Source organism: Yersinia sp. FDAARGOS_228, assembly GCF_002073315.2.
Taxonomy (GTDB): domain Bacteria; phylum Pseudomonadota; class Gammaproteobacteria; order Enterobacterales; family Enterobacteriaceae; genus Yersinia; species Yersinia intermedia.
Genome location: NZ_CP020409.2, coordinates 896855 through 910398, shown reverse-complemented (window position 1 = coordinate 910398; position 13544 = coordinate 896855). Strand labels below are relative to the sequence as shown.

The following is a 13544-nucleotide window of genomic DNA, read 5'->3' as shown; positions in this document are numbered from 1 at the left end:
CTCCTTATTGCACCGCGATCGCCTGCATGATGGCAGGAACGGAAATCTCATCGTGACCGAGTTGTGCAATATGTCGACGGTCACGCAGAACAATGACGCGATCGGCATAACCTGCCAATTCCTCTAATTCGGAAGAGATAATTAACAGTGCCAGCCCTTCATCGCACAGTTTCTCTATCAACCGAATAATTTCAGCATGGGCACCCACGTCGATACCGCGTGTTGGCTCATCTAAAATCAAAAATCGGGGCTTTGTGGCAAGCCAGCGAGCTAATAATACTTTTTGCTGATTTCCACCGGAGAGATACTGAATTTGTTGCTCGGGGCCGGGAGTACGAATACCAAGCTGCTGAATGAATTGCTCAGCAATTTGCGTTTGTTCCCGCATTGAAAGTGGCCTTAACCACCCACGCTGAGCCTGTAAGGCTAGAATAATGTTCTCACGAACTGTGGCCGCACCGACAATACCGTCAGTTTTGCGATCTTCGGGGCAATAGCCAAAACCGAATTTTGATGCCGCGCGTGGTGTTCGGATCTTAACCGGCTTGCCTTGTATTTTGGCCTCACCAGTATCCGCCGTCGTGACACCGAAAATTAGTTGCGCGGTCTCGGTGCGCCCAGACCCCAATAACCCAGCAAGTCCGACAATTTCACCAGGAGAAACAGCCAAATCAAAATTCTCTACAACCCCCCGCCGGCCATAGTTTTTAAACTCAACCAGTGGGCTACTTGCGGTAATATTATGTTCGCCACGCTTCAATAATTGCTCATCAAAACTATGGCCTAACATCATCTGAACCAATTCAATACGGGGAAGTTCTGCGGTTGTTTTAGTGCCAACAAGTTTGCCATTGCGTAAAACAGTAATACGATCGCTGATCCGATAAACCTGATCGAGGAAATGCGTCACGAATACCATACCGATACCTTGGTCTCGTAACTGACGTAAAATATCCAGCAACATACTGACTTCTTTAGCATCTAAACTTGCCGTTGGCTCATCCAGAATAAGTACTTTTGCTGATAGATCGACCGCGCGAGCAATGGCGACAATCTGTTGTATTGCAATAGAAAAGTTAGCTAACGGTTGCTGCACATCTAATGTAAGGCCATAGCCCGTTAGCAGTTTTTCTGCTTGTAGATTCATCGTGCGATGGTCAATCAGCCCCCAACGTAATGGCTCACGACCAATAAATAGATTTGCTGCGACAGATATATTGGGCAGCAAGTTGACCTCTTGATAAACAGTACCAATACCCAATTTTTGGGCATCAGCAGTATCAATGGGGCAAATGGCCTTGCCATCTAAATAAACTTCACCGGCAGCCCGCTTATAGACCCCGGTTAATGCTTTTATTAACGTCGATTTTCCGGCTCCGTTCTCTCCTAACAATGCGACAACTTCACCGCGAAACAGAGAAAAATCCACAGAGTCCAATGCCTTAACACCAGGAAATTCAACTGACAAACCACGAACTTCTAGCAGTGTTTCCATCAGATGTACCCACGTTCAAAAACGACTCAGATATTGCCCAAATACAGGTGACGAAAGTAGGCGGGGCAAGCCCCCGCCATTTGAATCAATAGCCAAGACTCTTCTTAGATTCATATTCCTGTTTAGCCGTATCAGGCTGTAGCAGACGGGATTCTGTTTGGATAAATTTAGGGGGTTGGGTGCCATCTTTCTTCAACGCAATTAATGCATCGAAAGCAGGGCCTGCCATATTCGGTGTTAACTCAACAGTAGCATTAGCCTCTCCGCTACTCATCGCTTTGAAAATATCAGGAACACCATCGATGGATACAATCTTAATCTCTGAACCCGGCTTCAAACCGGCTTCTTTAATGGCTTGAATTGCGCCTATCGCCATATCATCGTTATGTGCATAGACAGCACAAATGTTCTTACCGTTTTGCTCCGCCTTAATGAAGCTCTCCATCACTTCTTTGCCTTTACTCCGTGTGAAATCCCCGGACTGAGAGCGAATTATTTTTACGTTAGGTCCCGATGCGATCCCGTCAGCGAAACCTTTTTTGCGGTTAATAGCCACACTTGAACCAACGGTGCCTTGTAGTTCAACAACGTTACAAGGTTTGCCTGCAACATCTTTCAGCAACCATTCACCTGCGACCTTACCTTCATACACGCTGTCTGAAGCCACTGCTGCTGTGTACAAAGAGGGGTCATTCACCTCTATCATACGGTCAAGCAGGAATACGGGGATTTTAGCTTCTTTAGCTTCCTGCAATACTGGAGTCCAACCCGTTGCGACCACTGGCGCGATAAAAATGGCATCAACACCTTGAGCAATAAACGATCTCACGGCTTTAATTTGGTTCTCTTGTTTTTGTTGAGCATCTGCAATTTTTAATGTGATACCGCGCTTTTCCGCTTCTTGTTTAGAAACCTTAGTTTCCGCAGAGCGCCAACCGGACTCTGAACCAATTTGAGAAAAACCCACGACTAACGGAGCCGCTTGGGCTGCACTACACATTGCCGCTGTTATAGCTGCTGCTAACAGTAAACGTCTGTACATATTTCTCTCCTCACTTGTCATCGTCGAGCCGCTGACTCATTACCATTCCAAAGAACAGTTAAGATAATCATTCAGGTCATTTACTGCCCTGAGCTTCGGCCAATATGCAAATTATGTTGTTCTACAAGAATATGATGTTTTTTAAGGTGAGCTTCCTGATAGCTGAAATGTTAATTAGTTTTAGTACATTTTGTGAAAGTAATAATGAGCAACGTCACACCACAGAATTACAATCGTTTTGTACATAAATTCAGCTAAATAGGTATGCATTGGGAACGTTACCTTTTGAAATTTTGTCGGTTATAAAAAGTAAATATTGTTAATGGCAAAGTATCGCTCGAACAAAAAGATCTTTTTGGAATTGGTAGAATGGATTGAGTGTATGAGGGAAATAGATAGGAATAGTGACCAGAACAGGCGTCAAGATATAAGAATAACTACACCAAAGAAGTATGATAAATATACAATTCACGGTTTTTTGACATAAAAAAACCCCTCGCTTTCGCGAAGGGTTATTTATATGGCAGGGGCGGAGAGACTCGAACTCGCGACACCCGGTTTTGGAGACCGGTGCTCTACCAACTGAGCTACGCCCCTAGATTACGCTTAACATTATGCCTGCTAAGATAAGCAGGCATAATTTAAATAAGTGGCGGAACGGACGGGGCTCGAACCCGCGACCCCCTGCGTGACAGGCAGGTATTCTAACCAACTGAACTACCGCTCCACCGATTCTTTTACGTGTATCTTCCCGATACTTACCCCTTACAGGGCCAGCGCTCCGCGCTGTGCAAAACCGCTCTACGCGATTTTGTCAGTTACCAGATGTCACTCTGATAACTCGTGTTTGATGCCTGGCAGTGTCCTACTCTCGCATGGGGAGACCCCACACTACCATCGGCGCTACGGCGTTTCACTTCTGAGTTCGGCATGGGATCAGGTGGGACCACCGCGCTAAGGCCGCCAGGCAAATTCTGTCTAAACTAACCCGCTATGCAATTCTTCACACAGCCAGCCAGCCCAATCTCGGAACATTCGCTGAAAATATCATTCTCTCTCAAACACAAAACACCTTTGGTGTTGTAAGGTTAAGCCTCACGGATCATTAGTACTGGTTAGCTCAATACATCGCTGCACTTACACACCCAGCCTATCAACGTCATAGTCTTTAACGTTCCTTCAGGGGGCTTAAAGCCCCAGGGAAGACTCATCTCGAGGCAAGTTTCCCGCTTAGATGCTTTCAGCGGTTATCTCTTCCGAATTTAGCTACCGGGCAATGCCATTGGCATGACAACCCGAACACCAGTGATTCGTCCACTCCGGTCCTCTCGTACTAGGAGCAGCCCCTCTCAATCTTCCAACGCCCACGGCAGATAGGGACCGAACTGTCTCACGACGTTCTAAACCCAGCTCGCGTACCACTTTAAATGGCGAACAGCCATACCCTTGGGACCTACTTCAGCCCCAGGATGTGATGAGCCGACATCGAGGTGCCAAACACCGCCGTCGATATGAACTCTTGGGCGGTATCAGCCTGTTATCCCCGGAGTACCTTTTATCCGTTGAGCGATGGCCCTTCCATTCAGAACCACCGGATCACTAAGACCTACTTTCGTACCTGCTCGAGCCGTCACTCTCGCAGTCAAGCTAGCTTATGCCTTTGCACTAACCTCACGATGTCCGACCGTGATTAGCTAACCTTCGTGCTCCTCCGTTACTCTTTGGGAGGAGACCGCCCCAGTCAAACTACCCACCAGACACTGTCCTCACCCCGGATTACGGGGCCGAGTTAGAACATCAAACATTAAAGGGTGGTATTTCAAGGTTGGCTCCATGCAGACTGGCGTCCACACTTCAATGCCTCCCACCTATCCTACACATCAAGGCTCAATGTTCAGTGTCAAGCTATAGTAAAGGTTCACGGGGTCTTTCCGTCTTGCCGCGGGTACACTGCATCTTCACAGCGAGTTCAATTTCACTGAGTCTCGGGTGGAGACAGCCTGGCCATCATTACGCCATTCGTGCAGGTCGGAACTTACCCGACAAGGAATTTCGCTACCTTAGGACCGTTATAGTTACGGCCGCCGTTTACTGGGGCTTCGATCAAGAGCTTCGCCTTGCGGCTGACCCCATCAATTAACCTTCCAGCACCGGGCAGGCGTCACACCGTATACGTCCACTTTCGTGTTTGCACAGTGCTGTGTTTTTATTAAACAGTTGCAGCCAGCTGGTATCTGCGACTGGCTTCGGCGCCGAGAGCAAGTCTCTTTACCTAATGCCAGCGTGCCTTCTCCCGAAGTTACGGCACCATTTTGCCTAGTTCCTTCACCCGAGTTCTCTCAAGCGCCTGAGTATTCTCTACCTGACCACCTGTGTCGGTTTGGGGTACGATTTAATGTTACCTGATGCTTAGAGGCTTTTCCTGGAAGCTTGGCATCAACTACTTCACCACCGTAGTGGCTCGTCATCACACCTCAGCGTTGATAAGCAACCGGATTTACCAAGTCACTCCGCCTACATGCTTAAACCGGGACAACCGTCGCCCGGCTAGCCTAGCCTTCTCCGTCCCCCTTCGCAGTAACACCAAGTACAGGAATATTAACCTGTTTCCCATCGACTACGCTTTTCAGCCTCGCCTTAGGGGTCGACTCACCCTGCCCCGATTAACGTTGGACAGGAACCCTTGGTCTTCCGGCGTGCGGGCTTTTCACCCGCATTATCGTTACTTATGTCAGCATTCGCACTTCTGATACCTCCAGCAACCCTCACAAGTCACCTTCAACGGCTTACAGAACGCTCCCCTACCCAACAACGCCTAAGCGTCGCTGCCGCAGCTTCGGTGCATGGTTTAGCCCCGTTACATCTTCCGCGCAGGCCGACTCGACCAGTGAGCTATTACGCTTTCTTTAAATGATGGCTGCTTCTAAGCCAACATCCTGGCTGTCTATGCCTTCCCACATCGTTTCCCACTTAACCATGACTTTGGGACCTTAGCTGGCGGTCTGGGTTGTTTCCCTCTTCACGACGGACGTTAGCACCCGCCGTGTGTCTCCCGTGATAACATTCTTCGGTATTCGGAGTTTGCATCGGTTTGGTAAGCCGGGGTGGCCCCCTAGCCGAAACAGTGCTCTACCCCCGAAGATGAGTTCACGAGGCGCTACCTAAATAGCTTTCGGGGAGAACCAGCTATCTCCCGGTTTGATTGGCCTTTCACCCCCAGCCACAAGTCATCCGCTAATTTTTCAACATTAGTCGGTTCGGTCCTCCAGTTAGTGTTACCCAACCTTCAACCTGCCCATGGCTAGATCACCGGGTTTCGGGTCTATACCTTGCAACTAGACGCCCAGTTAAGACTCGGTTTCCCTACGGCTCCCCTATTCGGTTAACCTTGCTACAAAATATAAGTCGCTGACCCATTATACAAAAGGTACGCAGTCACACCACGAAGGTGCTCCCACTGCTTGTACGTACACGGTTTCAGGTTCTATTTCACTCCCCTCGCCGGGGTTCTTTTCGCCTTTCCCTCACGGTACTGGTTCACTATCGGTCAGTCAGGAGTATTTAGCCTTGGAGGATGGTCCCCCCATATTCAGACAGGATGTCACGTGTCCCGCCCTACTCATCGAGTTCACAGCAAGTGTGCTTTTGTGTACGGGACTATCACCCTGTACCGTGCGACTTTCCAGACGCTTCCACTAGCACACAAACTGATTCAGACTCTGGGCTCTTCCCCGTTCGCTCGCCGCTACTGGGGGAATCTCGGTTGATTTCTTTTCCTCGGGGTACTTAGATGTTTCAGTTCCCCCGGTTCGCCTTGCATGGCTATGTATTCACCATGCAATAGTGCAACGAATTGCACTGGGTTTCCCCATTCGGGTATCGTCGGTTGTAACGCTTCATATCAGCTTACCGACGCTTTTCGCAGATTAGCACGCCCTTCATCGCCTCTGACTGCCTAGGCATCCACCGTGTACGCTTAGTCGCTTAACCTCACAACCCAAAGATGTTTTTTCGTTATTGGTGTGGCTGTGAACACACTCTGCTGCGTTGTGCAGTGCGCGCAATCCTCATGAACGTTGAGTTCACTCCGGTTGCTGTGCGCTGTACGCCTGGCTGAGTGTCTTCTCGCTCACACTGCAACAATGATTAACACATTGGCATTGCGATTATTTGAGAGACTCTAATACAGGTTAATCCTTATCTCAGTCATTCTACGGAGAGATAAGTTTCAGCTGTATTGTTTCAATTTTCAGCTTGTTCCAGATTGTTAAAGAGCAATATTTCACAACACACTGTGCCTTGCGGCCGCAGTACGTTTTGAAATAGTTTTTTTATATGGTGGAGCTAAGCGGGATCGAACCGCTGACCTCCTGCGTGCAAGGCAGGCGCTCTCCCAGCTGAGCTATAGCCCCATATAAAAAGCAAAATACCTTATCGGCATAACTCATTCTCAGACAAGGCGCAGTCACGCGACGTTTATGGGTATAAACGAATGTGTCTGTAACGCAGTATGAGGATGAGTTGGTGGGTCTGAGTGGACTTGAACCACCGACCTCACCCTTATCAGGGGTGCGCTCTAACCACCTGAGCTACAGACCCAACAAGGTACTAAAGCCCGACTAATCTCTCAGCCCGGCCTTATTTGCTCGTTACTTTCTATCAGACAATCTGTGTGGACACTGCGCAATGCGTATCGTTAGGTAAGGAGGTGATCCAACCGCAGGTTCCCCTACGGTTACCTTGTTACGACTTCACCCCAGTCATGAATCACAAAGTGGTAAGCGCCCTCCCGAAGGTTAAGCTACCTACTTCTTTTGCAACCCACTCCCATGGTGTGACGGGCGGTGTGTACAAGGCCCGGGAACGTATTCACCGTAGCATTCTGATCTACGATTACTAGCGATTCCGACTTCATGGAGTCGAGTTGCAGACTCCAATCCGGACTACGACAGACTTTATGTGGTCCGCTTGCTCTCGCGAGTTCGCTTCACTTTGTATCTGCCATTGTAGCACGTGTGTAGCCCTACTCGTAAGGGCCATGATGACTTGACGTCATCCCCACCTTCCTCCGGTTTGTCACCGGCAGTCTCCCTTGAGTTCCCACCATTACGTGCTGGCAACAAAGGATAAGGGTTGCGCTCGTTGCGGGACTTAACCCAACATTTCACAACACGAGCTGACGACAGCCATGCAGCACCTGTCTCACGGTTCCCGAAGGCACTAAAGCATCTCTGCTAAATTCCGTGGATGTCAAGAGTAGGTAAGGTTCTTCGCGTTGCATCGAATTAAACCACATGCTCCACCGCTTGTGCGGGCCCCCGTCAATTCATTTGAGTTTTAACCTTGCGGCCGTACTCCCCAGGCGGTCGACTTAACGCGTTAGCTCCGGAAGCCACGCCTCAAGGGCACAACCTCCAAGTCGACATCGTTTACAGCGTGGACTACCAGGGTATCTAATCCTGTTTGCTCCCCACGCTTTCGCACCTGAGCGTCAGTCTTTGTCCAGGGGGCCGCCTTCGCCACCGGTATTCCTCCAGATCTCTACGCATTTCACCGCTACACCTGGAATTCTACCCCCCTCTACAAGACTCTAGCTTGCCAGTTTCAAATGCAGTTCCCACGTTAAGCGCGGGGATTTCACATCTGACTTAACAAACCGCCTGCGTGCGCTTTACGCCCAGTAATTCCGATTAACGCTTGCACCCTCCGTATTACCGCGGCTGCTGGCACGGAGTTAGCCGGTGCTTCTTCTGCGAGTAACGTCAATCAACCGTGCTATTAACACGACTGCCTTCCTCCTCGCTGAAAGTGCTTTACAACCCGAAGGCCTTCTTCACACACGCGGCATGGCTGCATCAGGCTTGCGCCCATTGTGCAATATTCCCCACTGCTGCCTCCCGTAGGAGTCTGGACCGTGTCTCAGTTCCAGTGTGGCTGGTCATCCTCTCAGACCAGCTAGGGATCGTCGCCTAGGTGAGCCATTACCCCACCTACTAGCTAATCCCATCTGGGCACATCCGATGGCGTGAGGCCCGAAGGTCCCCCACTTTGCTCTTACGAGGTCATGCGGTATTAGCTACCGTTTCCAGTAGTTATCCCCCTCCATCAGGCAGTTTCCCAGACATTACTCACCCGTCCGCCGCTCGCCGGCAAAGTAGTAAACTACTTCCCGCTGCCGCTCGACTTGCATGTGTTAGGCCTGCCGCCAGCGTTCAATCTGAGCCATGATCAAACTCTTCAATTTAAGATTTGTTTGATTTGCTATGAGTTAACATAGCGATGCTCAAAGATTACTTTCTGCAAATAAGCATTCGAACCGAAGTTCAAATGTGTACTGCTTTGGTCACTCTTCAAGACTTTGATATTTCTTCTGCCTGCCGAAACAGGCTTCGATATCGTCTTGCGAGTGCCCACACAGATTGTCTGATAAATTGTTAAAGAGCGTTCGTTACCCGTTTGCCTTTCGGCGAATCTTACGGTAACGCGGGAGGCAGATAATACGCTTTCCCGCTGAAGAGTCAAGAGTTTCTTTCGTTTCTTTCGAAGTCAAAGTCATTCTTTTCGCTTCCTGACCCGGCGAAGTATGTTTCGTTGTTCCCGGTCAGTGGAGGCGCATTATAGGGAGTTCCTGACAGCCTGCAACCCCTAATTTGAAAAAACTTTTCAACCGCTGAATCTTTAGTCAAAACACCTTTAAATTGGCAGTTTTTGCAGCACCGGGAAGCCATAACTCTGCAAAACGGGCAATAAAACGTCAGTATCTGCATTCAACGCCATGCAGTAAGCAATATTATCTTCCTGAGAAGAAACTACATTTTCTTGAGAAGAGATGAGCCAGGCAGTGCGACGAGCTATTGCTGCACCGGAATCGACCATACGGGTACCTTCAGGCAACACTTGCGCCAACTCTTCTACTAATAGAGGGAAATGAGTGCACCCCAATACAATGGTGTCCGGCGGCTCACGCATCGCCAACCATGGATGGAGGATTTTCTTTAAGGTTTCGATAGGTACAGCACCGCCATGCAACTTGGACTCTGCCAGTTCCACCAGCTCAGATGAACCCAGCAATTCAATTTTGCAATCAGTGGCAAAGCGCTCAATCAAATCCCGGGTATAAGAAGCATGCACGGTGCCACGGGTAGCCAATAAGCCAACAACACCATTGCGGGTTAATCGCACCGCCGGTTTGATAGCGGGAACAACCCCAACCACAGGGAATGCGAAGCGCTCACGTAAAGCAGGAAGCACAACTGTACTGGCCGTGTTACAGGCAATGACGACGATTGCCAGCGGATGGCGCTGCTGCACCGCAGTGACAATTTCCAGTACGCGTTCAATGATAAACTCGCCGGACTTCTCCCCATAAGGGAAAGCGACATTATCGAAAGCATATATATAGTGGAGATCCGGCAGCAACTGCCGAATCTCTTGATAGACAGATAGCCCGCCAACACCTGAGTCAAAAATCAGTGCTGTCGGGCGAGGGGCAGTATCAACCTTAGAAGTTATAGCTTCCGGTGAGGTAATACTCTCGTCCAGCGGTTTTATAGCCATAAACCGTCTCATAATCTTTATCAAACAGGTTGGCAATTCTACCACGAACTGTGAGATGAGAGGTGACCGGATATGAAACAGCTAGATCCCAAAGGCTAATCCCTCCCAATTTTACTGAGCTTGGTGCAAAAGTGGTTGGATCGAATGTATTGTCATAACGCTGACCAAGATATTGATATGTTACCGACCAATCTAACTCGGCCACCTGCCAATCAAGTTGGTATTTAACCTGTTGCTTAGCGCGGCGCACCAGAATTTGATTGGTTTCAGCATCGCGAGGATCAAGATATTCTAACGTAACTTGGTGAGATAACGGCCCGGTGTCGAAAGCTCCCGTCCATTCCACACCTTTTATCACCGCTTTACTCACATTGTAGTAACGGTTACTACTACTGTCATAGTCTATAAGTTCTTCAATATCATTACGATAAGTGGATAAGCGCCAAGTTACTGGCCCGGTTAAGCCTTCAAGCCCGCCTTCCCATTGTTTGCTTTCTTCTGGTTTCAGGTTCGTGTTACCGCCATAGGCGCTATAAAGCTGCATTAAATTGGGAGCCTTATAGGCCGTACCGTAAGAACCGATCAAACGATAGCCATCAATAAACTCCCAGCCCGCGCTGGTCTGCCAGGTGGAGTGCCAACCAAATTGCGAATTATCGTCACTGCGCGCTGAGCCTTCTAAAGTGACATCATTGATCTGTTGCTGCCCTGTCAGATAAATACCCGTGTTGCGCAATGTGTATTCATCAGAATTGGTTGCATTCATCGCTTTGCGTTTGGTTGTTTGCTCCTGCCAATCAGCCCCCGCACTAACCTCGCCTTTACCGACTTGCAGCGTATTACCCCATTGTAAATTGTATTGCTCTGCATCATCTAAAGAGGCGGATACATCATGCCGACCAAACAATGGATCATAGTTATAGTCTTTAGTGCGGTTATAACTTGCGATCAGTTGAGACGCATAAATTCCATTTTTAAAACGTAACCCAGTGTCATAAGTACGGCTTGATAGCTGGCGGGTATCTAATAATGCTGAACCGGGATAATAACTGCCATCATAGTCACTACGGTTATCGAAACCGTAAGCACGCGCAAAGCCACTGAATTGATTATTGAAATCATGATTAACACCTGCCCACAGCATTTTCCCCATGTATCCGTCACGATCCGGCTGGCTTGCCATGCCAGTATTACCAGCAGCAACAATGTCATAACCTTTACTGTAATCGTAATTTCCTGCCAACGTCACCGTGGTGCTATCACCCAGTTTTTGCTGAGTTGAACCACCGTAGTTCTGGTAACCATTCGAACCCACGCCTGCGGTAAGTGTGCTACCCAAGGCTTCACGCACAGTAATGATGTTTACTACCCCACCGATAGCATCTGAACCATATACCGCAGAACGTGGTCCACGAATATATTCAATACGCTGTACTAAAGAGACAGGGATTTGGCTGAGATCAGAAGAACCGCTGATACCCGACTGATTCAGACGAACACCATCAACCAGAACTAAAACATGCCTGGCATCTGTACCTCGGATAAACAAGGAACTCTGTTGGCCAGGCCCACCAGTTTGTGCAATGTTCACACCAGGCAAGCGGCGCATAACATCATTCAGGTTAGTTGATTGCCAGCGATCAATATCATTACGAGTAACAACATCAACCGGAGCCAAGATAGAAGATATGGGTTGGGGGAATCGATTGGCGGTAACCACCATGTCATCATTACTTGTTGTGGTGCTGTCCTGGGCCCATCCAGAAAATGCTGTCACAGAAAGGGCTGTGAGCAGCGTATATTTTTTTATTGTCATGAATACAAGCATCCAAACTCAATTGGCGGATGCCGCAGTGCCATGGCCGATAGTTCGCGACGACCACGCATATTGCGACGTAATACCGGCAGGTCTTCGGGCTTGGGATCTCTGATGTCACGCCTTATTCATTACTTAAATGAATTAATACCGTGAAATAGAGCTGGCGATGACTTCCCGCCCTTGCGGACAGTGTCTGGTTGAAACCTATCGCCGTAACTTCCCCTTACCGCTGCGCGTCAGCTCCGGATTTACACCGGATTCCCTTTTAACTCTTAGGTGTTTAAGTAACAGCATGAGGCCGGATCGCAATGCTACGATCAAGTAAAATAGATGTCTAGACTTCCATCCTCGTTATAGTGAATAAACACAACAAAACTGGACATCACTCCCACTTTCCCTACAATCCGCAGCAGTAACCCTCTTTTATAATGGCCAGACGAGAAGAATCATGACTCCCGACATCCTGCCGACAGACAGCTACGACCAACAACTGGCGGAAAAATCTGCCCGTCTTCAGGCGATGATGTCGCCGTTTCAGGCACCTGCTGCGGAAATATTCCGTTCTCCTGCCGAACATTACCGCATGAGAGCAGAGTTTCGCGTTTGGCACGATGAAGATGACTTGTACCACATCATGTTTGACCAGCAGACTAAGCAGCGTATCCGGGTTGAACAGTTCCCGGTGGCGAGTTTGTTGATCAATCGTCTAATGAGCGCGTTGATGACAGCCATTAGAGCCGAACCAATTTTGCGGCGTAAACTGTTCCAGATTGATTACTTATCTACCCTAAGCGGTAAACTGATCGCTTCTTTGCTGTATCACCGTCAATTAGATGAAGAGTGGCAGCAGAAAGCGCTGGAATTACGTGATCAGTTGCGAGCACAAGGCTTCGACTTGCAATTGATCGGGCGCGCGGCAAAAACCAAAATTATTTTGGATCATGACTATATCGATGAAGTATTGCCGGTTGCCGGGCGTGAAATGATTTATCGTCAGGTGGAGAATAGTTTCACCCAACCGAATGCGGCGGTGAATATCCATATGCTGGAATGGGCAATTGATACCACTAAGAACGCCAGTGGCGATTTATTGGAGTTGTACTGCGGTAATGGTAACTTCTCGTTGGCGCTAGCACGCAATTTTGCACGCGTGTTGGCAACAGAAATCGCTAAACCCTCAGTGGCGGCAGCGCAATACAATATCGCGGCAAATAATATCGATAACGTGCAAATTATCCGCATGTCGGCTGAAGAGTTTACCCAAGCAATGCTAGGTGTGCGCGAGTTTAACCGTTTGAAGGGGATTGACCTGAGCAGTTATAACTGTGAGACCATTTTTGTCGATCCCCCGCGCAGCGGGCTGGATGACGAGACGGTCAAGCTGGTACAAGGTTATCCGCGTATCCTTTATATCTCCTGTAACCCTGAAACGCTGTGCGCCAATCTGGAACAGTTACAACAGACACATAAAATCAGCCGCTTAGCTCTATTTGATCAGTTCCCCTACACCCATCATATGGAGTGTGGGGTATTACTAGAAAAGCGCGGCTGACAGGCAATAGATAAGCAAAAGGGCAACGTGATGTTGCCCTTTTGCGTTTTAAAATATGTCGTTTTAAAACATGCCATTT

The 13544-nt window shown here is 48.7% G+C and carries 5 protein-coding genes, 4 tRNA genes, 3 rRNA genes and 1 riboswitch; of the genes, 1 reads left to right on the top strand and 11 read right to left on the bottom strand.

All coding sequences use genetic code 11. The features are described 5' to 3' along the window. Window positions 1–4 precede the first annotated feature (4 nt). From ytfR to btuB, 11 genes are all read right to left on the bottom strand, one after another. Window positions 5–1495 carry a galactofuranose ABC transporter, ATP-binding protein YtfR gene (gene ytfR / locus A6J67_RS04145; protein WP_050297670.1) on the bottom strand — a complete coding sequence of 497 codons (1491 nt, stop codon included), beginning with the start codon at window positions 1493–1495 and terminating at the stop codon, window positions 5–7. A gap of 85 nt (window positions 1496–1580) precedes the next feature. Continuing rightward, entirely contained in the window at window positions 1581–2537 is a 957-nt protein-coding gene (gene ytfQ, locus A6J67_RS04140; RefSeq protein WP_050297669.1) for a galactofuranose ABC transporter, galactofuranose-binding protein YtfQ, read from the bottom strand. A gap of 521 nt (window positions 2538–3058) precedes the next feature. Then, window positions 3059–3134 (bottom strand) — tRNA-Trp (locus A6J67_RS04135). 53 nt (window positions 3135–3187) lie between these two features. Continuing rightward, a tRNA-Asp gene (locus A6J67_RS04130) sits at window positions 3188–3264 on the bottom strand. Between the two features lie 125 nt (window positions 3265–3389). Continuing rightward, a 5S ribosomal RNA gene (gene rrf / locus A6J67_RS04125) occupies window positions 3390–3505 on the bottom strand. 116 nt (window positions 3506–3621) lie between these two features. After that, window positions 3622–6527: ribosomal RNA gene (locus tag A6J67_RS04120) — 23S ribosomal RNA — on the bottom strand. Between the two features lie 346 nt (window positions 6528–6873). Further along, a tRNA-Ala gene (locus tag A6J67_RS04115) sits at window positions 6874–6949 on the bottom strand. 110 nt (window positions 6950–7059) lie between these two features. Then, window positions 7060–7136, bottom strand: a tRNA-Ile gene (locus tag A6J67_RS04110). Window positions 7137–7238: 102 nt separating this feature from the next. Next, window positions 7239–8781, bottom strand: a 16S ribosomal RNA gene (locus A6J67_RS04105). The 16S, 23S and 5S rRNA genes sit together here with 4 tRNA genes alongside, the layout of an rRNA operon. 449 nt (window positions 8782–9230) lie before the next feature. Continuing rightward, window positions 9231–10094, bottom strand: a complete 864-nt coding sequence (gene murI, locus A6J67_RS04095) for a glutamate racemase (protein WP_032907866.1) — start codon at window positions 10092–10094, stop codon at window positions 9231–9233. Continuing rightward, entirely contained in the window at window positions 10039–11910 is a 1872-nt protein-coding gene (gene btuB / locus A6J67_RS04090; protein WP_032907878.1) for a TonB-dependent vitamin B12 receptor BtuB, read from the bottom strand. The genes murI and btuB overlap by 56 nt, the downstream gene beginning before the upstream one ends. Before the next feature lie 69 nt (window positions 11911–11979). Then, window positions 11980–12231, bottom strand: a riboswitch (cobalamin riboswitch). 130 nt (window positions 12232–12361) lie between these two features. Here btuB and trmA point away from each other — a divergent pair. Beyond that, window positions 12362–13465, top strand: a complete 1104-nt coding sequence (gene trmA / locus A6J67_RS04085) for a tRNA (uridine(54)-C5)-methyltransferase TrmA (RefSeq protein WP_050074159.1) — start codon at window positions 12362–12364, stop codon at window positions 13463–13465. The last annotated feature ends 79 nt before the right edge of the window (window positions 13466–13544 follow it).